A 25,397-nucleotide genomic window follows, 5' to 3' on the forward strand; every position below is an offset into this window, starting at 1 on the left:
AAACCTACTGCGCGTCGGTATAGGCGGCTTGCGATGCTCACCGTACTTTAGTACGGTTGCGCTTCTCGGCCACCTCTCCCTTCCGCTCGCTACGGTTTTGTTCGGTGTCGGGATGTTGACATCAAAATCAAGATCGTAAAAAAACCCGCTGGCAAGGTCACTTGCCAACGGGTTTTTTCCTTTTAAGGCAGCTTATTTTGAAGCAGCTTATTTCGACGTCGTTGCCTTGGCGCCGCTTTCACCCTCTTTCGCCACCTTGGCGAAGTCGCCCGCCGTCACGATCGACACGGCCGAAGGCTTCAGGTAGTCGCGCAAGCCCTGGTTCACTTGCGCCAGGGTCAAGGCGGCCACTTTGGCTTCCAGGTCCTTGTTGTACGCCATGGTGCGGTCTTGCGCCAGATAGCCGGCCAGTTCGCGCGCCAGGCCCGCATCCTGCGTGCGCTCCACTTCTTCCGATTGCAGCCAGCCCTTTTTCGCTTCCGTCAATTCGTCTTGCGTGAAACCGTCGGCCAGCACCTTGGCGATTTCCTCGCGCAGGGCCGCTTCCACCTTGACCGTGTTTTGCGGCGCACTGATGGCATACGCCATCCAGTAACCGGCCGGTTCGCGCGACGGAATGCTCACTTGCGAGCCGACGCCGTACGACAGGCCTTCCTTCTGGCGGATGCGGTCGGCCAGGCGGCTGCGCAAGGCGCCGCCGCCGAGCATGTGATTGGCGATCAGCAAGGCGGGATAGCTGGCGGCATCATCCTTGAGGGGGATCGGCTGGATGGCGAACAGCACGCTGTTCGCCTTGTCCGGCGTTTCCAATGTGACTTTCTCGCCGCTGACGGGCTTGACGGTGTCAAGAATGCGCACATACGGCTGCTGCGCCTTCCAGCTGCCGTACAGGCTGGCCACTTGCGCCTTCAGCGCGGCCGGGTCGAAGTCGCCCACGGCAGCGAAAGTCGCGTTCGACGCGCCATAGTAGGCGCCATGGAAGGCTTTCACGTCGGCCACCTGGATGGCTTTCCATTGCGCCAGCTCGGCCGGCAAGGTGGCCACGTGGCGCACATGGCCTTCCGGCGTGGCGTCGAGCAGGCGGCGGAAGGCGTTCACGGCCAGCGGTTGCGGTTCAGGCAATTCCTGCTCCGCGCGGCCGACGCGCTCGCGCTGCAATTCCAGGAATTCCGTCTCGTTCAAGGCCGGCTTTTGCAGCACTTGCGCCAGCAAGTCCATGGCAGCCGGCAAGTTTTCGCGCTTGCCCGTCAGCATGGCGGTGACGCCCTCGGCGCCGCCCGTGATGGCAACCTGCATGCCCAGCTGGTCGAACTTGTCCTTCACTTCCTGGCGCGACAGTTTGTCCGTGCCGCGCGACAACAGATTCGCCGTGTAACTGCCCACTTGCCCCTTGCCGCGCAAGCTCTCTTCGCTGCCGATCCGCAGTTTCAACACGACGCTGACGGTGCTGCCCTTGGTTTTCTTCGGCAGCAAGGCGCCCTTCAAGCCGTTCGGCAAGGTGAAGCGCGTGGTGCGCGCTTCGATATTGTCGGGGCTGGGGTCGAACGCCTCGCCCTGCGCCACGACGGCGCGGCCCGTGTAGCCGGCCAGTTGCGGCGCCACGTCGGCGTAGGCCGGCACGACGGTGCGGTCCGGCGCATCGGTCGGGATGAAGCGGCCCAGGGTGCGGTTCGAGCTCTTCAGGTATTTCTCGGCCGCCGCCTGCACTTGCGCCGTCGTCAGCTTGTCGAGCTGGTCGCGCTGCAGGAAGAACAGGCGCCAGTCGCCGGCCGCCAGCGATTCCGTCAGGGCGATCGTCAGGCTCGCCGTGTTCGAGGTGGCCAGTTCGATCTGCTTATTCAGCTGCTGTTTCACGCGCGCCACTTCCGCGTCCGTGACCGGCTGCGATTTCAAGTCTTCCAGCACCTTCAGCATGGCAGCTTGCGCCGCATCAAGGTTGCCATCGACGGGCACCAGCGCGCCGAACAGGTTGTAACCGGGCTCCAGGTTGCTCACGGAGTTGTATTCGATCTTGCTGGCCAGCTTGGTTTCCACCAGCGCCTTGTGCAGGCGGCCGGCAGGCGCGTCCGTCAGCACATGGCCCAGCACCTCGATGGCGACGGCGTCCGGGTTGCCGGACGGCGCCACGTGGTAGCCGGCGCCGACGAACTGCGTGCCGCCGCTGCGGCGCACCGTCACGGCGCGCTCGCCATCCTGCACGGGTTCGGCCGTGTAGGTCGGCTCGATCACGCGCGTCGGTTTCGGGATCTTGCCGAACAGCTCATTGATCTGCTTCAAGACCTTGGCTTCGTCGAAGCGGCCCGCCACCATCAGCACGGCGTTATCCGGCTGATAATATTTATGGTAAAACGCGCGCAGGCGGGGAATGTTCACCTGTTCGATGTCGGAACGGGCGCCGATGGTCGATTTGCCATAGTTGTGCCAGTCGTAGGCGACGGCCTGGATGCGTTCGCTCGTCACGCCGATCGGGTCGCTTTCGCCCATTTCGAACTCATTGCGCACGACGGTCATTTCGCCCTTCTGCGTCTTCGGATTCCACAGGTCGTTCTGGTCGATGGCCGCGTTCACCATGCGGTCCGCTTCCATGGCCAGCATCTGGCGCAGGTTGTCGTCGTTGGCGGGGAAGGTGGCGTAGTAATTGGTGCGGTCGTACCAGGTGGTGCCGTTGAACTGGGCGCCCGTCGAGTTCAGGATCTCGACGGGGGTCTTGGTTCCCTTCTTGACGCCGAAATTGGCGCTGGGCTTGAACAGCAAGTGCTCGAGCAAGTGGGCCATGCCCGTCTCGCCATAGTTTTCATGGCGCGAACCGACCAGGTAGACGATGTTGGTGGTCAAAGTGGGCTTGCTGGCGTCGGGGAACAGCAGCACGCGCAAGCCGTTGGCCAGGCGGTATTCCGTGATGCCTTCGACGGACGTGACTTTGACGGCGGCGCGGCTGGGCGCAGCTTTGCCGGCTTTCTGGGTCGGCGCCGCTTCCACCGGGGTGGCGGCAAGGATGAACGAAGGCGAGAGGATGCCGGCGGCAAGCAGGAGGGCGGTAATGGGTTTCAAGGCAGAGTCCTGGTAACACTACGTTTTAGACAAGCGCAAAAGCGGCGCCATGGAATACAAACGCAAGAATTGCCATGGACCCGCGCTGCGTCTTCGCCGCCCAGGGAAATCATTGCTCTCGCAATTTACGGCATACTTATCACTTACGCAAGTCCTGTCATCGAGCTGTTATGTGCCCGTGTTATACTCCATGGTTCCAGAACTATCTGCCTGTATATGAGACGAGCTCTCGTCCTGCTCTGCCTTTTTGTTTTCATCGCGTTACCCCAGGCGTTCGCCAGCATGGCCTACGCCAGTCCTTCCCCATTCCAGCATGCAATCGCGGCCGGCGCTGCCGCCACGCCCGCCTTCGACATCGATTGTGCTGACGCCAGCCTCCATGCGGACCTGCCTGGCGACAGCTGCGATACTGAAGAATGCGACAACGACCCCATCACGCTGTACCCGAGCTCGCGCCAGGGGGCGCCGTTTTGCGCCATCATTTGGCAAGCGGGACCGGGCGCACTTGCCGAAGCGGACGTGCGGCTGGCCACCCGGCCGCCGCGCGTCCGCCCCTGAAGACATGCATGCAGCACCCACGCGCCCGGGGCTTTAGCCACCAGGCACGCTTTACACTGATCGACTTTACAAGGTTATACACATGGAATGGTTATTTGACCCGACAATCTGGGTCGGCCTGCTGACGCTGGTCGTACTGGAAATCGTACTGGGGATCGACAACCTGATTTTCATCGCCATCCTGGCCGAGAAATTGCCGCCGCACCAGCGCGACAAGGCCAGGGTGCTGGGCCTGACCCTGGCCCTCGTCATGCGCCTGGGCCTGCTCTCGCTGATTTCCTGGCTGGTCACCCTGACCACGCCATTATTTTCCATACTGACATTCTCGTTTTCGGGACGCGACCTGATCCTGCTCGTCGGCGGCCTGTTCCTGCTGTTCAAGGCCACCAGCGAGCTGCACGAGCGCCTCGAAGGGGTCACGCACGCCCAGACGGGCCCGAAAGTCTACGCCGGCTTCGGCCTCGTGGTGGCGCAGATCGTCGTGCTCGACGCCGTCTTTTCGCTCGACGCCGTCATCACGGCCGTCGGCATGGTGGAAAACCTGTACGTGATGATGGCGGCCGTCGTCATTTCCATCGTCGTCATGATGCTGGCGTCGAAAGTGCTGACGCGCTTCGTCAACGCCCACCCCACCGTCGTCGTGCTGTGCCTGAGCTTCCTGCTGATGATCGGCCTGTCGCTGGTGGCCGAAGGCCTGGGCTTCCACATTCCGAAAGGGTATTTGTACGCCGCTATCGGTTTCTCGATTGTCATCGAATTCTTCAATCAGCTGGCGCGCCGCAACTTCCTCAAGCTGCAGTCGAACGCCCCGCTGCGCGACCGCACGGCGCAAGCCGTGTTGAGCCTGCTGGGCGGACGCAAGGGCCGCGAAGCCGTGGAAGAGCACGAAGTCAAGGAACTGCCCGACGTTTCCGCCTTCGGCGTGGAAGAGCGCAACATGGTCAGCGGCGTGCTGACCCTGGCCGAACGCTCGATCCGCTCCGTCATGACGCCGCGCGGCGACGTGTCGTGGGTCAACCTGAACGACAGCAGCGAGAAAATGCTGCAATTGCTGCGCGAAACGCCGCACAGCATGATTCCTGTCTGCAATGACGACCTGGACAACGTGGTCGGCATCGCGCGCAGCAAGGACCTGATCGAGGATCTGGTGTCGCGCGGCAAGATCGACCCGGACAGCATGCGCGAAGCCGTCGTCGTGCCGGAAGCGGCCGGCGTGCTGAAAGCCATGGAAACGTTAAAGCGCTCGCGCGGCCAGCTGGTGCTGGTGGTCGACGAGTTCGGCACCGTGCAGGGCGTGCTCACGCCCATCGACATCCTGGAAGCCATCGCCGGCGAATTCCCCGACGAGGACGAGCAGCCGGACGTGGAAGTGCTGGGCCCCGGCCACTGGCGCATCGATGGCGCGACGGACCTGCATTACCTGGAGCAAGTGTTCGAGACGGAAACCCTGGTCAGCGAAGATGGCGAATACAACTCGCTGGCCGGCTTCCTGCTGGCGCATTTCGAAAACATGCCGGCCGTGGGCGAAGTGCTGGAACTCGATGATTTGCGTTATGAAATCGTCGAAGCCGACGAGCGCCGCATCGCCTGCGTGGACGTGCGGCGCATCGAGCCCGATCACAGTTTGTAACACAATGGCAAGCGTGCCCCGCTTGCCATGCCGTATGCTGGGGTCTGCCCATACCGGAGACCCCACGATGAAAAAATCCCTGCTACGCCTGACCCTGCTGGCTTGCGCCGCCTTAGGCAGCCACGCCGGCGCCCAGGCCGCCGCGCCATCGCCCACCATCAAGCCGGGCCTGTGGCAAGTCGACAGCAAGATGGCGTCGCCGGACGCCGCCACCGACAACGCCATGTCCATGGTGCTGCAACAACTGGGCAACCTTCCTCCCGATCAACGCAAGCAGCTGGAAAGCATGGCGGCCAGCCGCGGCATGGCCATGCCCACCGTGGGCGCCGACGGCGCCGTGCGCGTGACGGCGTGCGTGACGCCGGACATGGCGGCGCGCAAGCAGATTCCCACGGGCCAGCCCGGCGATTGCAAGTCGAAAAACACGGACATCGCGGGCGGCATGCAGGTATCGTTCAACTGCGCCAACCCGAAATCGAGCGGCGAAGGCAAGGTCATGTTCACGGGCGACCAGGCTTTCAGCATGCAGCTGGCCGTGACGACCAGCGCGCGCGGCGCGCCGGAACAGGTGAATGTGACGAGCAGCGGCAAGTGGCTGGGCGCCAGCTGCCCTGCTCCGGCCACGACGGCAGCTCAAAAGCCGTGACGAAAACCCAGGTTGAACGCTGCATCACCGCGGCCGCTGTCGCTGGCATTGCCCACCGTGTAGCGGGCGCCGTTCTTGTTGTGGATCTTCGCGTAGGACGCGTAGAAATCGCTGCGCTTTGACAGGGAATACGTGAGGCCGACGGCCATCTGGCTGGCGTCGCGGTTGGCCAGGTCGCGGTCATCCTTGCGCACCCAGGACGCCAGCAGCTTGAAGCCTCCCACGGGCACGGACACGCCCAGCAAGGTGTCGCGGCTGTCCGACGACGACATCGACAGGGCCAGCGCGCTGTAGGCGTTGTTCGGGTCCCACGGCGAGCTGCCATAGCCCTTGTTCACGCCCACGGCGGCAAAGACGGTGGCCACTTTCAGGTCGACATTCGCCGCGATCAGGGTGTTGCGGGCCGACATGTCGATGGCGGGCAAGGTGCCGGAAGCGAGGATGAGGTTATTCTTGCGCTGGTGCGACACGCTGACATTCACGGCGCCGGCCGAATAGCCGAGCGTGGCGCCATACGCGCGGTTGCTGGCGTTGCTGTACGGCGACTCGCCAAAGCTGTAGATGGCGCTGGCAGTCACGCCGCGCAAGGCGGGCGTCACGTACTTGACGGTATTGTCGTAGCGTTTCACGCTGTAGCCGGCCAGGTTGCCGGCGCTGCCGGCCATGCCGCCCTTGAACGGGTCGGCCACGTCGGTCAGGGCCAGGTAGTGCGGATTGTACTGGCGCCCCAGGGTCAGCGCGCCCAGGCGGCTGTCGAGGCCCACGTAGGCCTGGCGGCCGAACAAACGGCCCTCTTCCGACTGGCCCGTGTCGTTCTGCACGCCCGCTTCCAGGGTAAATACGGCGGACACGTCATTACCCAGCGCTTCGCGGCCCTGCACGCCCAGGCGCGAACCGGACGCCACGCCGCCGGATACCTTGGTGTTGGCGCAATTGGCGGCGCAGCCCCGCTCGGCCACGATGCCCGCGTCAAGCACGCCGTACACGGCAACGTTAGTGGATGCGGCACTGCCTGCGCCATCGGCAGCCTGGGCCGGTGCAAAAAGCATCCACGGCCCCATCCCTATCACAGCAAGCGCAAAATACGAGGTCTGCATGATAAATATCTCGGTAACGTGAATTGAAACTTCCCGGTATTGATCAGGACATGCGCTGTGTGTCTGATCTTAGTGTTACCTTATCCTCGCTTTTTGTCCAGCCATCCGTGCGTTGTACAACAGAAACTTCAGCTTAGGCCATGAAACCGCGTCGCGTACTGACAACACGCAAGAGTGACCATGATTATGGCAATTTGCGGCAAAATGGCGTTAAATGCAGGCCCTGCCGTAAAGCAATGTTCGGTGGCGAACGTTGCGAGAATTGACGCAGGCGGTACACTACTGGTTTTACCGACAGCGGCTCGCCCGTTTTTTCTGCATGCTAGCTATCCTCGAACGCATTGACCCCAACTCCAGCAATATCGACTTGCTGGTGGAACTATTCAACTCACTGCGTCCCAAGCGCCCCCACGACAGCGCTACCGCGATTGCCAACGTGCGCACCCTGCGCCAGCTTCTCAAAGGTAACCCCGCGCAAGCGCGCGCCCTGCACGAATACGTGCTGCGCGTGCTGGCCGCGCGCCGCCACGCCAGCCTGTACACGGATATCGGCGTGCTGTCGAACAGCGGCTTTTTCACGGAATTGAAACGCCGCATCGCCTACCGCATGCTGCCGCCCGCCCTCGGCGACGAATACCTGAACGACGCGCTCGACCAGGTGCTGTACCTGAAGACCGATTATTTGTGGATCAGCAACGTGCCCGCCACGGACTGGCTGGAACTGTTCGACGTGCTCACCAGCGACGACATCGAACTGGCCGTCGGCGATGGCAATATCATGTTGCCGGGCATGCTCGACGCCATCCGCACCCTGTCCTACCGCGTCTGCGCCATGGGCCTGGAACCGGAATTGACGCGTTTCCATAGCGAAATTGAAGTGTTCCAGTCGCCGTTCATGGTGCAGAACACGGAAGTGAACGCCTACCTGGACGCCTACACGAATCTGCTGCACGGCGATCTCGAGCACATCGAGGATGCGCGCCATTTGCTGGTGATGCTGGACCAGTGCGACGCCGTCATCGCCAAGATCCGCAAGAAGGCGCTGTACCAGGGCACCAGCATTCCCCTTACGTATTTATTGGTGGCGCTGGCGCAAAGCATCGAGCGCTTGCGCAAGCTGCTGTTCCTCGTCGACACGAGCGGCGAATTGCCGGCCTCGAACAACGTGGACATCGCCGCCATCACGGTGGACGCCACGCAAGACTTGCTGCACCCGCAACCCGTCAGCCGCCGCCGCGCGGGCGCCGTCGGGCTGGCGCTGGAACTGATACGCGCGCATAACCACAAATACAAGGTCAGCGACCTGTTTTCCGACAATATCAACTTGCTGGCGCGCAATGTGACGGAAAACGCCAGCCGCACGGGCGAGCATTACATCGCGGAAAACCGCCGCGAGATGGGCGCCATGTTCCTCTCGTCCGCGGGCGCGGGCGTGATCATCGGCTTCATGGCCCTGTTCAAGATATTGATGTCCTACCTGCGCTCGGCGCCGCTGGTCGAAGCGTTCATGTTCAGCATGAATTACTCGATCGGCTTCATGTTCATCCACTTGCTGCATTTCACGGTGGCCACCAAGCAGCCGGCCATGACGGCGTCGCGCATCGCCGCCGGCCTGCACAGCAAGGATGGGCGGAATATCGACCTCGACAGCATGGCGGAATTGATCAACAAGGTGTTCCGCACGCAAAACATGGCCGTGCTGGGCAACCTGGCCACGGCCATCCCCACGGCGTGGCTGATCGCGCTCGGCTACAAGGCGATCACCGGGCACAACCTGGTGACGCCCGAGAAGGCCATGCGCTTGCTGCACGATATCGACCCCATCGGCAGCCCCGCGATCTTCTACGCCATGATCGCCGGCGTGTGCCTGTTCGTCGCCGGCCTGATTTCCGGCTACTACGACAACCAGGCCCTGTACACGCGCTGGGCGCAGCGCATCGCGCAATTGCGCGGCCTGGGCCGCGTCATCGGCCAGGAACGCCTGCAGCGGCTGGGTTTGTACCTGGAAAACAACCTGGGCGGGCTGATGGGTAACTTCTATTTCGGTATCCTGCTCGGTTCCATCGGCACCCTGGGTTTCCTGATCGGCTTGCCGATCGATATCCGCCACATCACCTTCTCGGCCGCCAACTTCGCCACCGCGCTGGTGGGCCTGGACCACAACATGAGCTGGCAACTGGCCGTCAAGTCGCTGTCGGGCATCTTCGCCATCGGCACGGCCAACCTGCTGGTGAGCTTCGGCCTGGCCCTGTGGGTGGCCCTGCGTTCGCGCCAGGTGCGCTTCAAGCACGGCATGCAATTGCTGAAGATCCTGGGCAAGCGCTTCCTGCGCTCGCCCATCGTCTTCTTCTTCGGCTCGAAAAACCCGCCACCTTTGGCATTGGCCGATGACTCGGCAAACCTGTCACCCACGACCAAGGCTCAAAAATGACCGCCAGGCGCATGCAACCCTGCCTCACCGCCCTACTGCTGTGCTGGACCCTGGCTGCATGCGCCTCGCTGCCCAATGTCAAGAACCTCAACACCACCCTGGAACCGGTGGCCAAACCCAAGGTCATCACGGGCAAGGGGGCCGTGCTGAACGTCAACAGCCGCGCCGCCCTGCTCAACAAGCGCTGGGCGAAGTCCGGCATGGACTTGAAAGCCCAGGCCGCGCTGGAAGAGGCGGCCACGGGCGTGCCTTTGATCAAGGGCAACAAGGTGACCCTGCTGTTTGACGGCCCGCAAACGATGGAAGCCATGTTCCAGGCCATCAGCGAAGCGAAGAACAGCATCAACCTGGAAACGTATATCTTCGACCAGGACCCGCTGGGCCTGAAGTTTGCCGACATGCTCATCGAAAAGCAGCAGGCGGGCGTGACGGTCAACGTCATCTACGACAGCGTGGGCACCCTCGGCGTGCCGCAGGCGTTCTTCGAGCGCATGCGCGCGGCCGGCGTGCACCTGGTGGCCTTCAACCCCGTCAATCCCGCCAAGCTCAAGGGCGACGACTGGAAGATCAACAACCGCGACCACCGCAAGGTGCTGATCGTCGACGGCAAGACGGCGTTTACGGGCGGCGTCAACATCAGCGACACCTATGCGAAAAGCTCGCTGTTCCGCTCCAAGAACAAGTCCGCCGACAAGAGCGACGTGGGCTGGCGCGATACCCACGTGAAAGTGGAAGGCCCGGCCGTGGCCGCCTTCCAGTGGCTGTTCATCCGCACCTGGGCCCAGCAAGACCAGGCCGACTTGCCGGACGCGAATTACTTCCCCACCCTGTCGGAAGTGGGCGACAAGCTGGTGCGCGTCGTGGCCAGCGAGCCGGACGGCGGCTTCGAAATCTACAAGGCGTATATCCTGGCCATCCAGGAAGCAAAAAAATCCATCCACATCACGTCCGCCTATTTCGTGCCCGACCAGCAGACGGTCGACGCGCTGGTGGCTGCCGCGAAACGGGGCGTGGACGTGACCGTGGTGCTGCCCGGCGTGTCCGACAGCGGCCTCGTGTTCCATGCGGGACACGCGCTGTACGACAAGCTGCTGGCCGGCGGCATCCGCATCTTCCACTTGAAACTGGCCGTGCTGCACGCCAAGACGGCCGTCATCGACGGCGCCTGGTCGACGGTCGGCTCGACCAACATCGACATGCGCAGCTTCCTGCATAACAGCGAACTGAACGTGATCGTGCTGGGCGACAGCTTCGGCCGCGAAATGGAAAACGCCTTCCAGGAAGACTTGCGCGACTCGGAAGAGATCACCAGGGCGAAATGGGAAACCCGGCCGATTGCCGACCGCATGAAGGAATGGGCGGCCCGCTTCATGAATTACTGGCTGTAGCGGAGTAGCCATCAAAAAGTCCAGGGCGTTGTTGCATTGCCTCGCCGTACTATTCGTACTGTCTTCGGCAACGCGCCTAGCCCTGGCCATTTTGCCGGCCACTCCTGATGTCGGTTGCCGCCTACCCCATTAATTCTGGCTACAGCGGCCGCAAGCTGGCCCACACGCCGCCCTGGCGCGCGAACGCTTCCGTGCTGACTTTTTCAAAGTCGGCGCTGTCGTCATTCCAGCTGTAGCGCTCGACGCGGATACAACTGTTTTCCACGCGCAGCACGTTGAAGGAATTCGATTCGCCCCTGCCCCGCGTAGACGTGGCCGTGCCCGCCTGCACCATCAGGGCAGCGTAGCCGGCGATCTTGTAGCGCTCGGCCGTGTTGCCCGCCACGCTCGCATGCAAGTGCCCGGCCAGCAATAGATCCACGCCGCATTCGGAAAACATTTGCAGCGCCAGCGGCGCACGGTCGACCAGATCATCGTCGTCGAAGTGCTCGGGCAAGTCAAATGGATGATGCGTGACGATGATGCGCGTCAAACCGGGCGGCAAACGGCCCAGGCGTTCGCGCAGGAAATCGATCTGCTCGTGGCTGATGCGGCCATCCTTGAAGGTCAGCGAGCGGGCCGTATTGATGCCCAGCACGGCGATTTCCTCGTCCACATATTCGGGTGACAAATCGTCCGTCACATGGCGCCGGTATTTCACCAGCGGCGTCAGGAAGCGGGAAAAGACGTTATACAGAGGCACGTCATGGTTGCCCGGCACGACGATCTGCGGCCCCGGCAAGCTGTCGAGAAACTGCCGCGCTTGCTGGAACTGGGCGCTGCGGGCCCGTTGCGTCAAATCGCCCGACACTACCACCACGTCCGGCTCCAGGCGCTCGACGAGCGCGCGCAAGGGCGCCAGCAAGTCCGCGTCGACCTTGCCAAAATGCAAGTCGGACAAATGCACGATGGTACGCATGGCCTTACTCCCCGGAAGGTGCCGGCGCAGGCACCAGCACCGTCAGCGCGGCGGGGCGGATGCGGTACTGCAGCGGCGTATTCATGACGGTCACTTCGCCATCCGTGGCCACGCGCAGGCGCCGGTGCTTCGTGGCGATTTCCAGGTCGGTCGCCGTCAGCACGTCGAAATCCTTGGCCTGCGACAACTTGCCGAACAGCGCGTGCAAGGCCAGCTTGAGCAAGCCCAGGCGGCCCGGACGCTGCGCCACGTACAGGCTCAACTGGCCGCCATCGAGCCGTTCGCGCTCGCCGATATTCAAGCCTTCCATCAGGTATTCATTGTTACCGATGAAGACAAACGGCGTGCGCCGCGCATGCACGGCGTCCTTCAGTTTCAATTGCACACTGAGGAAGGGATAGCGGCGCAAGGCCGCCACCAGCGCCCAGCTGAACGCCAGCCACTTGCCCCGTCCCAGCCGGCGCTGCTGCTTTTCGCGGTCGCGCACGATGTCGGGATACAGGCCCAGGCTGGAATTGTTCAGGAAGATGCGGCCATTGACTTCACCCACGTCGACCTGGTGCGGCACGCCCTGCGCCACGTTGGCAATCGCCGCATCGAGTTCGAGCGGAATGTTCAAATCCTTGGCGAAATGGTTCAGGGTACCCAGCGGCAAGACACCAAACGGCGTGCCGCTGCCGACAACGACGGACGCGACGGCATTGATGGTGCCGTCGCCGCCACCGGCCACGACGATGGGCGCGCCATCGCGCAGCGCCTGCCCGGCCGTGGCGATCATGTCGGCGCCGCTGGCCGCCAGGGTGATGGCGGCGTCGAGCCCCACGGCGGCGAATTTCGCTTCGAGCTGCTGCGCCCAGTCGGGCGCATAGCCGCAACCGGCGCCCGCATTGATGATGACTGCAATCTTGCTCAGGATGGTTTCCCCTTATCTGGTTTGCCGGATATGCCGGCGGCGGCGCAGGGTCGACACGCCGGCGATGCAGATGGCCAGCCAGCCATAGCTTTCCGCCATGGCCGCCAGCACATCGCTCAGGTAATGCGCGCCCAGGTAAATGCGGCTGAAACCCACGAGTGAGGCCATCAGGAAGGCGCCCAGCGCGATGGCGATGCGCTTGCCCCACGCACCCGGCGCCGCCTGGCAAATCAGGTAGGCGGCCAGCAAGCCGTACAGGGCCGTCGAGGTGGCCGTATGACCACTGGGAAAGCTGTACGTGCTCAGGGGCGTCTGCAGGATGGGCTCGTCAAAGCTGGGCCGCGCGCGCACAAAAATGTACTTTAGCAGCAGGTTCAAAAACATGACGCCCGGCATGGTAATGACCAGGGTAAACAGCCAGTAGCTGGCGCCCTTGCGGTGCAGATACCAGCCCAGCAAGACAGCCAGGGTGATGGCGCCGATCACGCCATGCATGTGCGTGACGACCAGCAGGCAACTGGTGATCCACGGCACGGCATGCTGGTTGAACCACTGCGCCACCTGCAAGTCGATCACGGTAATTTGCTGCATGCCCATGACGGCTTCGGCGATCTCATGGAAGACCACGATGGCGACGAGCATCAGGGCCACGCCCACCGTCATATGCAGGCCCAGTTCGCCTTCGGGCGACAGGCGCGCCTCGACGAAGCGGCGCAGTCTCGTGGTCCAGCCCGTAGTCATGCCCATGTCATTTTTCTCTTGCAAACTCATCTCTCTTTCATGTTCCCGGTACTGATCAAAAAAACCACACCAGTAAAAAAATACTGTTTATTCATACAGTAGCTGTGTATTCATACAGTAGTTATGCTATTCTGATGACTCGTTCAACACATCTCCCTCAAAGGAATTGTCATGGCAACATTGAATAGCGGTTTTGGCTCACGGTTCGGCCTGGAATACGCCCCAAGCTCTTTCCTCGTCCGCATGGGCAAGCGCGAAATCCTCGTCTGCCGCGACTTCCGCAAGCGCTACTACACCGTCAATCCCTTGATCGAGTGCGGTACGGGCATCGAGCCGGGCTATGTTGAAGTGCTGCTGATGCGCCGTTGGTTGCTTATTCTATCCAAGGCACATTAAGAATGACTTTAAAACAAGGTGTTCGCACCCTGTTATCAAGTCAGCTCCGTCCGGCCACGCCGGGAACGCCTCAGTACCGGCCAGCAGCACGCTGACCGACCCCTCACTACTGTGTGCGTTCCGGCGCGGCCGGGCTGGCAGGTGTTTCGGCAACTGTACCGGCAAGTGCGTCGGCACCTGCATCGGCAGCTGTGCTGGAAGGCATGGTGGCCGGCGGTACGCGGTCAGTCGCATTCGCTTCGTACCACAAGGTAACAAACAGCACCATCACGACAGGGCCGATGAACAAGCCCACGAGGCCCAGGGTTTCCACGCCGCCCAGGATGCCGAACAGCACGGCAAGAAAAGGCAAGCGGGTGGCGTTGCCGATCATGCCAGGGCGCACGAAGTGGTCGGCAACGAACAGCACCACGGTGCCCCAGGCGGCCACGCCGACGGCGGCGCCCACATTGCCCTGAAACACCAGCAAGGCGGCCGCGCAGCCATACGCGAGCGGCGCGCCAAACGGGATGATGGCCAGGATGCCCGTGGCAAACGCCCACAGGGCCGGTGACGGCAAGCCGGCGATGGCGTAGGCGATACCGATCAGCACGCCTTCTGCCAGGCCCACCAGCACCAGGCCATTGACGGTGGCGCGGATGGCCGTGGGGATCTTTTGCGCATAGCGGCCCCACCGTTCGGGACGCAAAAAATGGCTGCCGACGGCCGTGATCTGGCGCGTCAGCGCTTCGCCATCCTTGTAAAAGAAAAACAGGCATAAAAACGCCAGGCCGAAATCGACCAGGCGGTGGAACACGTCCGCGCCCAGCACCTTGAGCATGTCGCGCGCGGAATGAAAGCCGCCCACGGCGCTGCCCGCAAAGAAGTGGCCCAGGCCATGGGGCTGGCTCAGGGTGGCTTGCCACCAGTCGCCAATGGCGCTGCCGGCCAGCGGGACATGCGCCACCCAGTCCGGCACGGGCAAGCCGTCGGCATTCGCATGCACGACGAAATTGGCCAGCACGGGCACTTCGCGCGCCGCCTGCGCCACGCCGAACAGCACGGGAATGATGAAGATGCAGGCAAACGCCAGGGTCAGCACGGCTGCCGCGACGATGGTGCGCTGGCCCAGCGCCGCGCGCACGCGCACATACAAAGGCCAGGTGGCCACGCACAGGATGCCGGCCCACACGAGCGGTAAAAAGAAACGCTGCATGACGAAGGCCGTCACGGCGATCAGGGCCAGGGAAAAGCCTGCGCTGACAATGTCGCGCTGGGTATCGTTCATGCTGCTCCATTCGTGCCCGGCGCCATGGGCCGCCAGTATTCGCTATGCGCCACATGCGCAGGCGTAGCGTAACACGGAGATTCGCCGATTTACACGAGGCCCAGTTCCGCCGGTTTCACGCCGGCAAACACGTGGTCGAGTTGCGCCGGCGTCAAGCCGAAGGTGCGGCGCAGCAAGCCGCCCAGCACGGCCCGGTATTCATTCAGCACGGGCATGTCGCGGTTCTGGAACAGGTTTGCCTGCGCAATCGCCACTTGTTCGCCCGCCACCTGCTTGCCCTTGATCCCGCCGCCCAGCACCCAGAACACGCTGCCGTGGCCGTGATCCGTGCCGCGGTTGCCGTTTTCGCGGAAGGTGCGGCCAAATTCGCTGACGACGACGACGACGGTATTGCGCCAGGCGCTGCCCATTTCCTGCGAAAACGCGGCCAGTCCCCGCCCCAGTTCATCGAAGCGCCCCGCCAGGTAGCCGCTGGCGCCGCCCTGCCCCACGTGCGTATCCCAGCCGCCCACGTCGACGAAGCCGAGGTTGTACTTGTCCTTCATCAAGCGGGCGATGCGCTGCGCTTCCAGTTCAAAGCCCTTGGTACTGATGGCGTTGCGGTTGGCCGCCTGCATTTCCCCCGTCAATTCCTTCGTCACGTCGTCGCGCACGACAAAGCCCGCGCTGACGGGTTGCTGCAGGGGCGTGCCCCGGTACATGGCGGCGATGATCTGGCTTTGACGCGCATCAATGCCGGACTTGCCCACGGAGCGCAGCGCCATGTTCGGCACTTGCACGCCGCCCTGGAAGATCAGCGGCAGCTGGTCGGTGAAAGCGATGGCGGGGCCGGCCTTGCTGCCATTCAAGGTCTGCACGAGGCGGTTCAGGAAACCCGAACGGAAGTCGCGCCGCGTGTTGATCTCTTGTCCCAGCTCGATGGTATCCTGCGTCTCGAAATGGCTGCGCGTCAAATCCGTCGTGCCCGCGAACGGGATGAAGGCCGCCTCGCCGCCCGTGAACATGGGATAAATGCTCTCGCGCAAGGCCGGATGCAAGGCCCAGTCGGCGTTCAAGGCCAGCGCGCCGTTTTCCTCGCCCGGTTTCGCGATGGCGATATTCGGCCGCGCCGCGTAGTAAAAATCGCTGCCGACCGGCACCAGCAAGTTATTCGCGTCATAGCCGCCGCGCAGGAAGATGAACAGCAGCTTCGCATCCGTGGCGGGTGCGGCCAGCAGGCTGCCCGCGTGAGTGAACAAGGGTGCGGCGGCCAGGGCTTTCAACAGGTCACGACGATTCATGGCAATCCTCCGATTTCAACTTAACGGTGCATCATTTCCGGCGAGGAAAGAAGAAAAGTATTCCACTCCTGCGGCGAAGCGGCCTGATCCAGTGCCTGGCGCGTGGCCGGGCTCAAGCCTGGCTGCAGCGACTGGTAATACAGGGCGCTGGCCAGTTGCGGGAACGCTACTTTTTCCTGCGGCTGCGGGCCATCCGTCTTGAACAGGCCGGCGCTGCCCGAGCCGATGGTGCGGGCGATATCGAAGCGCGTCGTCATTTGCCCCGGACTGGCCCAGGAAGCGTCCGTCAGCGGATAGCCATCGGGCGTCTGGCGTCCGTACAGGGGCTGGCCCATGCGCGACAGCCAGTTCAGCATGGGTCCCGCATTCAGGATGGGCTTGTCGTCATAGCTGAGGCGCACGGCCGACACGACATAATGCATGGGGTCCTTGAATTTCTTGCCCAGCGATTGCCTGAATTCGGGGCTGTCGAACATGGTTTGCAGCACGTCGGCGATCAAGCCGTCGCTGCGCTGGAAGGTGGCCGCCATGCGCGCCACCAGCGGTGCGGGCGGGTTGTCGCCGACGAAATACTGGGCCAGCTTGCCGCTGATAAAGTGCGCGGTGGCGGGACTGCGGCTCAGGCGGTCCAGCGCTTCATCGAGCTCGGCCAGACCCCTGCCCTTCACCGTTTGCCCGAGGAATTGCTTGTCGCCGTAATCGTGGCGGTTGGGGTTGAACTCGAACAAGCCCCGGCGCACGTATTGCGACTGCAGCGCCGGCTTCACCTTCGGTGTGTCCGCGCCCAGGTTCACGCCCACGCCCGTCAGGATGCGCGCCAGTTCCTGCACGTCCATCTGGCTATAGCCGCCGTTCACGCCCAGCGTATGCAGTTCCATCAGCTCGCGCGCATAGTTTTCATTGATGCGCTTGGCGGCGTTGGCTTCATTGTCCAGGTAGCGCAGCATGGCCGGATGGTGGACGGTGGCGCCCAGCAAGTCACGGAATTTCCCCAGAGCATGTGGCGCGATGGCGTTCGCCTCGTAATCGCCCACCATGGCGCGCAAGTTGTGCTTGCCCTGGTGCACGCTGAAATGGTTGAGCCAAAACCAGCTCAGCTGCTGCTGCAACTGGTTCGGCGAATACACGTCCAGCAACAGCGAGCGCGTGGCCGCTTCGCGCGCCAGGCGGTTAAGTTCTTGCTGGTAATCCTTTTGCGCCTGCTGCTTCGCCATGTCATCCATGACGCCGGCCGATTCCTTGCGCTTTTGCTCCATAGAAATCACCAATTGCTCCAGCGGCACCTGGCTGATGGTCATGGCGTCGATTTGCGCGGCGATGGCAGGCGGCAAGGCCGCTTTTCCTGGATGCAACTGCGTCCGCAGCCAGGCGTTCCAGCCTTTGTCCTGCACCTGGCGCACGCTGCCCCCGCTCACGCCCCAGCTGACCCGCTCCAGCATGGCGACGTCCTGCGCGGAACTGGTCTGCGCGGGACTGCTCTGCGCGCGATGATCGGCCTGGGCGGCCGGTCCTGGCCCGGTCGCGGCGCAGCCGGCCAGCAGAAGCAGGGAAATCAAGGTCGTCGGCAATAGTCGGTGCGGGGTCATGGCGGTCCTTCAAGCGGTTTCATGCAGAATGCTTGAGGGTACGCCCAGGTTGACCCGCGCATGATTGCCATTTGCAACGAGTTGTAATCAAGCACGATGGTTTGCCAGCCAGGCTCTCGCCGGCATAGGCATATTATGATGAATCATCTCGGATAAAATGTTATCGGGAGAATGGCGTATTGCAATGGCAGCTGCGTATTTTCTCTCGACCCAGACATTATCCATACAATACGTCCACATTAAAAAGAAATGAAAATATTATTTATCGTTGCATTAGGAACGTTATCGCTCATTCAAGCGCCATCAGCCTTGGCGGAGAATCTGAATGGAAAAACCCTGTATGTACAGCGCTGTGCCGTGTGCCACGGTGCGGAGATCAAGGGAACGGGGCCGTTGGCGAATAAAAGCAATCCGCCTACGCCCGATCTGACCACCGCCGCCTTCAAAAAACGCCTGAAGGATTATCCGGGCGTGATCGTATCGTCGGTCATCCTTCGTCCGAATGGCGATCTGATTCCCAAGACCTTGAAAGAGAATGGCGTCAAGATTGCGCCATATGCCTGGCGGGTAAAAGACTTTCGCGATTTGAATCAATACATGAGCGATGTGATTTTAAAAAATCGCTGATATTGAAATACGCGGCGAACACGTCGCGCAGCAACGCTCCCCGGTCAATTCTGCTGTTTTAATAACTGCGCACATTTATCGCGCAGGAAATCGCGCAACTGCAGCACCAGCGGCGTCACCTGCGCCCGGTGCGTGCAGACCAGGTGCAAGGGCGTGGCCTCGCCCGCCACGTCGGGCAACAGCGCTTGCAGGCGGCCGGCGTCCAGGTCGCCCGCCACGTCGAGCCGCGACTTATAGGCGATGCCCAGTCCCGCCACGGCCCAGCGGCGCACCAGGTCGGCGTCGTCGGCGCTGCGGTTGCCGCTCACGGACACCGTCACTTGCTCGCGCTGGGGCAGGCGGTAAAAAGTCCAGCGGTCGTGCAAGCCGTCTTCCAGCGCGAAGCGCAGGCAATTGCGCTGCGACAACTCTTCCAGCGCCAGCAAAGGGCCGTATTCGCGCAGGTAGGCGGGCGACGCCACCAGCACCCGGTCGTTGGCGGGCGCGATGGGCATGGCGATCATGCTCGAATCGTCTTGCTGGCCATAGCGGATGGCCACGTCGACTTGCTGGCGCACCATGTCGGCCACCCGGTCGCTGACGCTGAGCTGGTAATGCAGTGTCGGATGGCGCAGCTGGAACTCGTCCAGCCAGCCCAGCATCAGATTGCGGCCCAGGTCGGAGGGCATGGCAATTTTCAAGGTTCCGCCGAAACTGTCCTTGCCGGCCAGCAGGGCATCGTGGCCTGCGCGCAGCAGGCGCAAGGCTTCCCGCGCATGTTCCAGGTATTGCGTGCCTTCCGGCGTCAGGCTCAGCGAGCGCGTCGTGCGGGCCAGCAGGCGCAATCCCAACACGCCTTCCAGGCGCTTGACGGCGGCGCTGGCCAGCGCGGGCGAGATGCCGATCTCGCGCGCGGCCGCCGACAAACTGCCCCGGTCGGCCGTGCGCACAAACACCTGCAAGTCATCGAGTCGCAGCAATTTTCAGCATTCCTTTGAAAGTGTTTCGGTACGCGCCCCCTGTTTCCAGGGCGGCATTGCCACCATCATACGGTATCCACTCAACGAGGAAGCACATGAAAGCCATCGCCTACCACCACAGCCTGCCCATCACGGATGCCGACGCCCTGCTCGACATCGAGCTGCCCGTGCCCGTCGCCACGGGGCGCGACCTGCTCGTCGCCGTCAAGGCCATTTCCGTCAATCCCGTCGACACCAAGGTGCGCAAGAACCGCGCGCCGAAAGAGGGCCAGCCGGAAGTGCTGGGCTGGGATGCGGCCGGCGTCGTCACGGCCGTCGGCCCCGACGTCACCCTGTTCCAGGTGGGCGACAAGGTCTGGTACGCGGGCGCCATCAACCGCCCCGGCAGCAACAGCGAATTCCAGCTGGTCGACGAGCGCATCGTCGGCCACATGCCGGCCAGCCTCGATTTCGCTCCGGCCGCCGCCCTGCCGCTGACGGCCATTACGGCCTGGGAATTGCTGTTCGACCGCCTGCAGATCAGCCGCGACAAGAGCCTGACGGGCAAGTCGCTGCTGGTGATCGGCGCGGCCGGCGGCGTCGGCTCCGTGCTGGTGCAACTGGCGCGGCAATTGACGGGGGTCACCATCATCGGCACGGCCTCGCGCGCGGAAACGGCGGACTGGGTGAAGGAACTGGGCGCGCACCACGTGATCGACCACAGCCTGCCGCTGGCGCAGGAAATCACGCGCCTGGGTTTGCCGCCCGTCGACTATGTGATCAGCCTGAACCAGACCGACCGGCATTTCGACCAGATCGTGGAATTGATCGCGCCGCAAGGCAAGTTTGCCCTGATCGACGACCCCGAGCACATCGACGTGCGCAAGTTCAAGGGCAAGAGCGTGTCGCTGCACTGGGAACTGATGTTTACCCGTTCGCTGTTCCAGACGGCCGACATGGTCAAACAGCATGAACTACTGGAAGAGCTGGCGCAACTGGTGGACGCCGGCGTCATCAGGACGACCCTGGCCGAGCGCTTCGGCACGATCAACGCGCAAAACCTGAAACGCGCGCATGCCCTGCTGGAAAGCAACACAGCAAAAGGAAAGATCGTGCTGGCAAGTTTCCAGTAATCAGGTAATCAGGATGGCCCGGAAATCATTGACGTTCGTCAATGTCGGGCCCGTGACCACGCTGTCTCCCAGCGCCTGGAAGAAGCCGTGGCCATCGTTGTTGTCCAGGCTGTCGCGGGGCTTGATGCCCAGCGCCCAGGCCCGTTGCAGGGTGTCGGGCGCCAGAACCGCGCCGGCGATGTCTTCCTGGCCGTCGACGCCATCCGTGTCGCCGGCCAGCGCGTGGATGCCCTCGCGTCCATCGAGCGCGATGCCCAGCGCCAGCAGGAATTCCACGTTGCGCCCGCCGCGCCCGTTGCCGCGCACGGTGACCGTCGTTTCGCCGCCCGACAGCAGCACGCACGGGGCGGGAAACGGCTGGCCCCGCTGCACCGTTTGCAGCGCGATGCCGGCCATCACCTTGCCCACGTCCCTCGCCTCGCCTTCCAGGCTGTCGCCTAATATATATGGGGTGACGCCGGCCGCGCGCGCCACCTGTGCCGCCGCTTCCAGCGCCATCTGCGGCGTGGCGATCAGGGTGGTTTGCGTGCGCGCCAGGCGGGGATCATCGGGTTTCACGGATTCGCCGCGCCCGCTTTCCAAGGTGGCGCGTATGCTGTCCGGCAAGTCCATGCCATAGCGGCGCACGATGGCCAGCGCATCCTCGCACGTCGTCGCGTCGCCCACCGTGGGGCCGGACGCGATGTCGCCCAGCTTGTCGCCAGGCACGTCGGAAATCGCCAAAGTAATGACCTGCGCCGGATGGCAGGCGGCTGCCAGGCGCCCGCCCTTGATGGCGGACAAATGGCGGCGCACGCAATTCATTTCGCCGATGGTGGCGCCGGACGCCAGCAGCGCGCGGTTCAAGGCTTGCTTGTCGGCCAAAGTGATGCCATCGAGCGGCAAGGCCAGCAGGGACGAGCCGCCGCCCGAAATCAGGCACAGCACCGTATCGTCCGCCTGCAGGTTGCCGACCAGTTCGAGCATGCGGCGCGCCGCATCCATGCCGGCCTGGTCCGGCACAGGGTGCGACGCTTCCACGATTTCGATGCGTTCGCAGGGCACGGCATAGCCGTAGCGCGTGACGACCAGCCCGGACAGCGGCCCCGGCCAATGCTGCTCCACGGCGTGCGCCATGGCGGCCGACGCCTTGCCGGCGCCGATGACGATCAAACGGCCCTTGGGCGCCGGCGGCAGATGCGGCGGTATGCAGTGCGATGGCTGGGCCGCTTCGATGGCGGCCTGGAACATAGCTTGCAGCAAGGCGCGCGGCGCCGGGGTGGTCGTCATGGTCAATTCCTCCGGTTCGATTGCAGCTTCGTTCAACGGTTCACGATGCGCGCGGGAACGCGCAGCACCAGTATGGCGCCCAGCAGCATGACTGCGGAAAGAATATACAGAGCCACGTCGGTGCCGCCCGTCGCATCCTTGATCCAGCCGACGAGGAAGGGGCTGACGAAGCCCGCCACCTGGCCCAGCGAATTGATCAGCGCCAGGCCGCCGGCCGCCGCCGCGCTGCCGAGAAACGCCGTCGGCAAGGGCCAGAACATGGGCAGGCCGGACAGCGCGCCCATGGTCGCCAGCGACAGGCCGATGAGGGCGACGACCACGTTGCCGTGCGCCTGGGTGGCCAGCAGCAAGCCGCACAGCGCCATCAGCAGGGGGCCGCTCAAGTGCCAGCGGCGTTCCTTGTGCTTGTCGGCCGAACGGCCCACCCAGATCATGAAGATGCTGGCGCACAGGTAGGGAATGGCGCTGACCCAGCCTACGGCCACGGGGCTGGCGAAACCCAGCGACTTGACGATGGTGGGCAGCCAGAAATTGATCGCGTACACGCCCATCTGGATGCAGAAATACACGAGGCCCAGCATCCACACGTGCTTGTTGCGCAGCACGCTGGCGAAGGTGTCGGCCGTATTCGCGCTGTTGCGGCGCTGGCGTTCGTCCTCGTCGAGGTCGGCGCGCAGCAGCTGCTTTTCTTCCGTATTGAGCCACTTCGCCTGGGCGATGCCGTCGTTCAGCAGCACATACACGAGAAAGCCCAGCAGCACGGTGGGAATGCCTTGCAGCAAGAACATCCATTGCCAGCCGGCCAGACCGCCGTGGCCCGCGAACGATTGCATCATCCAGCCCGACAGGGGGCTGCCCAGCAAGCCGGAAATGGGAATGGCCGACATGAACAGGCCCATGATGCGGCCCCGGCGCGAAGCGGGATACCAGTTCGTAAAGTACAGCACGATGCCGGGGAAGAAGCCCGCCTCGAACACGCCCGTGATGAAGCGCAGCGAGTAGAACGCGGCCGGCGTGGTGACGAACATCAGGCAGGCCGAGGCGATGCCCCAGGCGATCATCAGGGTGCCGATGACCTTGCGCGCGCCCAGGCGGTGCAGCAGCAGGTTGCTGGGCACGCCGCTGGCCACGTAGCCGATGAAGAAAATGCCGGCGCCCAGGCCGTACACGCTTTCGCTCCATTGCAGCGCATCGAGCATTTGCAGCTTGGCAAAGCCGACATTGACACGGTCCAGGTAATTGAACAGATAGCAGATGAAGATGAAGGGGATCAGATGCAAGGTGACCTTGCGGTAGGCGCCTTCGCGCACGCGGTCCTGCGCGGACACGCCGGCGGACAGGCTGGCGCCTGGATGGGTGGTCATGGGTGTCTCCTGACTATTTTTTTATGGGATGCGACCAGCCCATCGTACAATCGCCCACAGAAACAGTCATCGTGCGGATGCATGAAGAAACATAGTGTTGAATCCGATGATTCCATGCAAATGCACAAAACCAGAAGGTGAACACCATGCCGAGCATCGATCCCCCCCTGGCGCAGGACATCGTCCGGCGCACCATGCACATCATTCCCTTCAGCGTCAACGTGATCGATGCGCGCGGCGTGATCCTGGCCAGCGGCGACCCGCAGCGCGTGGGCGACCTGCATCCGGGCGCGCAACTGGCGCTGGCCCGGCACGCCAGCGTGGAAATCGGCGCGGCCGACATGGCCAGGCTGCCGGGCACGCGGGCCGGCATCAACCTGCCCCTGACGGTGCGCGGCGAGATTTGCGGCGTGCTGGGACTGACGGGCGAGCCGGACGCCGTGCGCCAGTTCGGCGAACTGGTGCGGGCCATGGCGGAAATGATGCTGGAGCAGGCGCGGCTGGTCAGCGAGTTGCAGCACGAAAAGCGCTACCGCGAGGAATTCGTGTTCCAGCTCGTGTACCGCACGGGCATTTCCGATGCCAGCATGCACGCGTGGGCGGCGCGCCTGGCGCTGGACTTGCGCGTGCCGCGCGCCATGTTCGTGCTGGAAATACCCGATGCGGGAGAAGGTCCGGGCGAGCGGCTGGACCAGGTGCTGACGCAGCTGCAGCAAGTGCAGTCCGACCTGTCGGCGCGCTGGCCCGCCCTGCTGATGGCCGTCGTCTCGCCGGGCGAACTGGTGCTGCTCGACGCCTTTCCCGCCAGCGGCCCGCAGCAGGCGCGCGCGGCGCAGGCAAGGCAGCGCCTGCTCGAACTGCACCAGGTGGCGCAGCAGGCGCTCACGCCGCCCGCCACCCTGTCCATGGGCGTGGCCTTGCCGGGCCTCGATGGCGCCACGGCGTCGTATGAATCGGCGAAGCAGACGGCGCGCGTGGGACGCGCCCGCGATGCCGGGCAAGCTACTTTTTCCTACCTGGAACTGAGCCTGCCCGTGCTGCTGTCAGGCCTGCAAGCCGGTTGGCAGGCGGAGCAATTGCGCCAGACCCTGGCCCGCCTGCAGGCGCACGACCGCAAGTCGGGCACCCTGATGCGCACCCTGGCCGCCTGGTTCCGCCACCACAGCCACCCGATGGCCACGGCCAGGGCCCTGCACATCCACCGCAACACGCTCGATTACCGGCTGCAAAAGATCGCCGAACTGACGGGGCTGGACCTGGACGACACGGATGACCGCCTGCTGCTGTATGTCGCGCTGCAACTGAATTGACGCAGGCCCGTCTACAATGGCGGCTGACCGCACAACAGGAACAGCATGAACGACGCCTTCGAATGGACCAGCCTTGCCCGCACTTTCGGGCTGTTTACCGTCACGGCCGTGGCCGAACTGCTGGGCTGCTACCTGCCCATGCTATGGCTGAGCAACAAGGGCAGCGCCTGGCTGCTGTTGCCGGCCGCCGTCAGCCTGCTGATCTTCGTCTGGCTGCTGACCCTGCATCCGGCCGCCAGCGGCCGCGTGTATGCCACGTATGGCGCCATCTATATCGCCACGGCGCTGGGCTGGCTGTGGCTGGTGGACGGCGTCACGCCCGCCTGGACCGACATCGCCGGCGTGGGCCTGGCCCTGGCCGGCGCCGCCGTCATTGCCATGGGGCACAAGGCGGCTTGATTTTCCTCAAGCGGCATGCGCGCGGAAGTTTGTTTCCGCCGACCATGCCGCGCTGGCGCGGGCCAGCAAGACGGCTTCGCCATCGGCCAGCCAGTCGTCCGCATCGGCGATCTTCCACATGGCTTGCAGCAGCTTGCGGCGCAAGTCCGGGTCCGTGATTTCATCGAGCAAGCTGTCGATCACGCCATGGGCCAGCTGCACGGCACCATGCACGGTCGACGTCAGCATGTCGTCGCACAAGTCTTGCAGCAGTTGCTGGAAGGCTGCCGGTTCCAGGTCGATATGCTCGAGGATCTTGCTGCGATGCATGGCTTGCAGCTCGGCGCTGGCCAGGTTGCCGTCGACCACCATCATCAGGGCCAGGATACGTCCCGCTGCCTGGGGACTGTTTGCTTCATAGGTACGCATGATTTTC

22 protein-coding genes are annotated in these 25,397 nt (G+C 63.4%); 10 read left to right on the forward strand and 12 right to left on the reverse strand.

Annotated elements, in window-relative coordinates; all coding sequences use genetic code 11:
• Window positions 1-207: 207 nt before the first annotated feature.
• A complete protein-coding gene (locus tag O3298_RS19300; protein ID WP_305060275.1) occupies window positions 208-3,051 on the reverse strand; it encodes a pitrilysin family protein in 2,844 nt (947 codons plus the stop codon).
• A 282-nt stretch (window positions 3,052-3,333) separates the two neighbouring features.
• On the opposite strand from O3298_RS19300, the gene O3298_RS19305 reads away from it, so the two are divergent.
• From O3298_RS19305 to O3298_RS19315, 3 genes are all read left to right on the forward strand, one after another.
• Window positions 3,334-3,609 (forward strand): hypothetical protein, encoded by a 276-nt coding sequence (locus tag O3298_RS19305; protein WP_289912006.1) that lies wholly within the window; start codon window positions 3,334-3,336, stop codon window positions 3,607-3,609.
• An 82-nt stretch (window positions 3,610-3,691) separates the two neighbouring features.
• The gene (locus tag O3298_RS19310) at window positions 3,692-5,239 is read left to right on the forward strand and encodes a TerC family protein (RefSeq protein WP_289906470.1); all 1,548 of its coding nucleotides are present in this window, start codon (window positions 3,692-3,694) and stop codon (window positions 5,237-5,239) included.
• A 67-nt stretch (window positions 5,240-5,306) separates the two neighbouring features.
• Window positions 5,307-5,885: a DUF3617 domain-containing protein gene (locus O3298_RS19315; RefSeq protein ID WP_305060276.1), complete on the forward strand. Its 579-nt coding sequence runs from the start codon at window positions 5,307-5,309 to the stop codon at window positions 5,883-5,885.
• Here the strand turns inward: O3298_RS19315 and O3298_RS19320 are convergent.
• Window positions 5,873-6,934 carry a porin gene (locus O3298_RS19320; RefSeq protein ID WP_305053493.1) on the reverse strand — a complete coding sequence of 354 codons (1,062 nt, stop codon included), beginning with the start codon at window positions 6,932-6,934 and terminating at the stop codon, window positions 5,873-5,875. The two genes, O3298_RS19315 and O3298_RS19320, sit on opposite strands and share 13 nt — an antisense overlap.
• 367 nt (window positions 6,935-7,301) lie before the next feature.
• Here O3298_RS19320 and O3298_RS19325 point away from each other — a divergent pair, with 367 nt between their 5' ends.
• Complete coding sequence (locus O3298_RS19325; RefSeq protein WP_251350788.1) at window positions 7,302-9,413, forward strand: site-specific recombinase; 2,112 nt, start codon at window positions 7,302-7,304, stop codon at window positions 9,411-9,413.
• A gap of 11 nt (window positions 9,414-9,424) precedes the next feature.
• Window positions 9,425-10,801, forward strand: a complete 1,377-nt coding sequence (gene cls / locus O3298_RS19330) for a cardiolipin synthase (protein WP_369811612.1) — start codon at window positions 9,425-9,427, stop codon at window positions 10,799-10,801.
• Between the two features lie 139 nt (window positions 10,802-10,940).
• Here the strand turns inward: cls and O3298_RS19335 are convergent, their stop codons facing one another.
• The 3 genes from O3298_RS19335 to O3298_RS19345 are packed head-to-tail and all read right to left on the reverse strand — an operon-like array spanning window position 10,941 to window position 13,419.
• Window positions 10,941-11,759, reverse strand: coding sequence for a metallophosphoesterase (locus O3298_RS19335; RefSeq protein WP_305060277.1), 819 nt, complete (start codon window positions 11,757-11,759; stop codon window positions 10,941-10,943).
• 4 nt (window positions 11,760-11,763) lie between these two features.
• Window positions 11,764-12,672 carry a diacylglycerol kinase family protein gene (locus O3298_RS19340; RefSeq protein WP_289899372.1) on the reverse strand — a complete coding sequence of 303 codons (909 nt, stop codon included), beginning with the start codon at window positions 12,670-12,672 and terminating at the stop codon, window positions 11,764-11,766.
• Between the two features lie 12 nt (window positions 12,673-12,684).
• Window positions 12,685-13,419: a phosphatase PAP2 family protein gene (locus O3298_RS19345; protein WP_305060278.1), complete on the reverse strand. Its 735-nt coding sequence runs from the start codon at window positions 13,417-13,419 to the stop codon at window positions 12,685-12,687.
• A gap of 165 nt (window positions 13,420-13,584) precedes the next feature.
• Between O3298_RS19345 and O3298_RS19350 the strand changes: the two genes are divergently transcribed.
• Window positions 13,585-13,809 carry a hypothetical protein gene (locus O3298_RS19350; RefSeq protein ID WP_010396348.1) on the forward strand — a complete coding sequence of 75 codons (225 nt, stop codon included), beginning with the start codon at window positions 13,585-13,587 and terminating at the stop codon, window positions 13,807-13,809.
• Between the two features lie 106 nt (window positions 13,810-13,915).
• Here the strand turns inward: O3298_RS19350 and O3298_RS19355 are convergent, their stop codons facing one another.
• From O3298_RS19355 to O3298_RS19365, 3 genes are all read right to left on the reverse strand, one after another.
• Entirely contained in the window at window positions 13,916-15,076 is a 1,161-nt protein-coding gene (locus O3298_RS19355) for an AI-2E family transporter (protein WP_305060279.1), read from the reverse strand.
• 89 nt (window positions 15,077-15,165) lie between these two features.
• Window positions 15,166-16,356 (reverse strand): DUF1501 domain-containing protein, encoded by a 1,191-nt coding sequence (locus O3298_RS19360; protein ID WP_305060280.1) that lies wholly within the window; start codon window positions 16,354-16,356, stop codon window positions 15,166-15,168.
• Between the two features lie 20 nt (window positions 16,357-16,376).
• The gene (locus tag O3298_RS19365; protein WP_305060281.1) at window positions 16,377-17,942 is read right to left on the reverse strand and encodes a DUF1800 domain-containing protein; all 1,566 of its coding nucleotides are present in this window, start codon (window positions 17,940-17,942) and stop codon (window positions 16,377-16,379) included.
• Window positions 17,943-18,191: 249 nt separating this feature from the next.
• On the opposite strand from O3298_RS19365, the gene O3298_RS19370 reads away from it, so the two are divergent.
• Window positions 18,192-18,569: a cytochrome c gene (locus O3298_RS19370; protein WP_305060282.1), complete on the forward strand. Its 378-nt coding sequence runs from the start codon at window positions 18,192-18,194 to the stop codon at window positions 18,567-18,569.
• A 44-nt stretch (window positions 18,570-18,613) separates the two neighbouring features.
• On the opposite strand, the gene O3298_RS19375 is transcribed toward O3298_RS19370, so the two are convergent.
• Window positions 18,614-19,528 (reverse strand): LysR family transcriptional regulator, encoded by a 915-nt coding sequence (locus tag O3298_RS19375; protein ID WP_305060283.1) that lies wholly within the window; start codon window positions 19,526-19,528, stop codon window positions 18,614-18,616.
• Between the two features lie 95 nt (window positions 19,529-19,623).
• On the opposite strand from O3298_RS19375, the gene O3298_RS19380 reads away from it, so the two are divergent.
• A complete protein-coding gene (locus O3298_RS19380) occupies window positions 19,624-20,640 on the forward strand; it encodes a zinc-binding alcohol dehydrogenase family protein (protein WP_305060284.1) in 1,017 nt (338 codons plus the stop codon).
• Here O3298_RS19380 and O3298_RS19385 read toward each other — a convergent pair whose 3' ends face one another.
• Window positions 20,641-21,909, reverse strand: coding sequence for a glycerate kinase (locus tag O3298_RS19385; RefSeq protein ID WP_305060285.1), 1,269 nt, complete (start codon window positions 21,907-21,909; stop codon window positions 20,641-20,643). It abuts the gene before it with no gap.
• A 32-nt stretch (window positions 21,910-21,941) separates the two neighbouring features.
• Complete coding sequence (locus tag O3298_RS19390; protein WP_305060286.1) at window positions 21,942-23,273, reverse strand: MFS transporter; 1,332 nt, start codon at window positions 23,271-23,273, stop codon at window positions 21,942-21,944.
• Between the two features lie 146 nt (window positions 23,274-23,419).
• On the opposite strand from O3298_RS19390, the gene O3298_RS19395 reads away from it, so the two are divergent.
• Together O3298_RS19395 and O3298_RS19400 are read left to right on the forward strand one after the other, a co-directional pair.
• On the forward strand, window positions 23,420-24,583 hold the full coding sequence (locus O3298_RS19395) for a sugar diacid recognition domain-containing protein (RefSeq protein ID WP_305060287.1): 1,164 nt from the start codon (window positions 23,420-23,422) through the stop codon (window positions 24,581-24,583).
• 45 nt (window positions 24,584-24,628) lie between these two features.
• A complete protein-coding gene (locus tag O3298_RS19400; RefSeq protein WP_099664910.1) occupies window positions 24,629-24,982 on the forward strand; it encodes a YnfA family protein in 354 nt (117 codons plus the stop codon).
• Between the two features lie 6 nt (window positions 24,983-24,988).
• On the opposite strand, the gene O3298_RS19405 is transcribed toward O3298_RS19400, so the two are convergent.
• Window positions 24,989-25,390 (reverse strand): TerB family tellurite resistance protein, encoded by a 402-nt coding sequence (locus O3298_RS19405; protein ID WP_077401482.1) that lies wholly within the window; start codon window positions 25,388-25,390, stop codon window positions 24,989-24,991.
• Window positions 25,391-25,397 lie beyond the last annotated feature (7 nt).

Source organism: Janthinobacterium sp. SUN137 (genome assembly GCF_030587265.1).
Classification (GTDB): domain Bacteria; phylum Pseudomonadota; class Gammaproteobacteria; order Burkholderiales; family Burkholderiaceae_D; genus Janthinobacterium; species Janthinobacterium kumbetense.

Coding starts and splice junctions, on each gene's coding strand:
- O3298_RS19310 (WP_289906470.1), top strand. CDS start 3,692: ATGGAATGGTTATTTGACCCGACAATCTGGGTCGGCCTGCTGACGCTG.
- O3298_RS19390 (WP_305060286.1), bottom strand. CDS start 23,273: ATGACCACCCATCCAGGCGCCAGCCTGTCCGCCGGCGTGTCCGCGCAG.
- O3298_RS19405 (WP_077401482.1), bottom strand. CDS start 25,390: ATGCGTACCTATGAAGCAAACAGTCCCCAGGCAGCGGGACGTATCCTG.
- O3298_RS19350 (WP_010396348.1), top strand. CDS start 13,585: ATGGCAACATTGAATAGCGGTTTTGGCTCACGGTTCGGCCTGGAATAC.
- O3298_RS19385 (WP_305060285.1), bottom strand. CDS start 21,909: ATGACGACCACCCCGGCGCCGCGCGCCTTGCTGCAAGCTATGTTCCAG.
- O3298_RS19305 (WP_289912006.1), top strand. CDS start 3,334: ATGGCCTACGCCAGTCCTTCCCCATTCCAGCATGCAATCGCGGCCGGC.
- O3298_RS19380 (WP_305060284.1), top strand. CDS start 19,624: ATGAAAGCCATCGCCTACCACCACAGCCTGCCCATCACGGATGCCGAC.
- O3298_RS19370 (WP_305060282.1), top strand. CDS start 18,192: ATGAAAATATTATTTATCGTTGCATTAGGAACGTTATCGCTCATTCAA.
- O3298_RS19345 (WP_305060278.1), bottom strand. CDS start 13,419: ATGGGCATGACTACGGGCTGGACCACGAGACTGCGCCGCTTCGTCGAG.
- cls (WP_369811612.1), top strand. CDS start 9,425: ATGCAACCCTGCCTCACCGCCCTACTGCTGTGCTGGACCCTGGCTGCA.
- O3298_RS19325 (WP_251350788.1), top strand. CDS start 7,302: ATGCTAGCTATCCTCGAACGCATTGACCCCAACTCCAGCAATATCGAC.
- O3298_RS19365 (WP_305060281.1), bottom strand. CDS start 17,942: ATGACCCCGCACCGACTATTGCCGACGACCTTGATTTCCCTGCTTCTG.
- O3298_RS19400 (WP_099664910.1), top strand. CDS start 24,629: ATGAACGACGCCTTCGAATGGACCAGCCTTGCCCGCACTTTCGGGCTG.
- O3298_RS19320 (WP_305053493.1), bottom strand. CDS start 6,934: ATGCTTTTTGCACCGGCCCAGGCTGCCGATGGCGCAGGCAGTGCCGCA.
- O3298_RS19335 (WP_305060277.1), bottom strand. CDS start 11,759: ATGCGTACCATCGTGCATTTGTCCGACTTGCATTTTGGCAAGGTCGAC.
- O3298_RS19355 (WP_305060279.1), bottom strand. CDS start 15,076: ATGAACGATACCCAGCGCGACATTGTCAGCGCAGGCTTTTCCCTGGCC.
- O3298_RS19315 (WP_305060276.1), top strand. CDS start 5,307: ATGAAAAAATCCCTGCTACGCCTGACCCTGCTGGCTTGCGCCGCCTTA.
- O3298_RS19395 (WP_305060287.1), top strand. CDS start 23,420: ATGCCGAGCATCGATCCCCCCCTGGCGCAGGACATCGTCCGGCGCACC.
- O3298_RS19360 (WP_305060280.1), bottom strand. CDS start 16,356: ATGAATCGTCGTGACCTGTTGAAAGCCCTGGCCGCCGCACCCTTGTTC.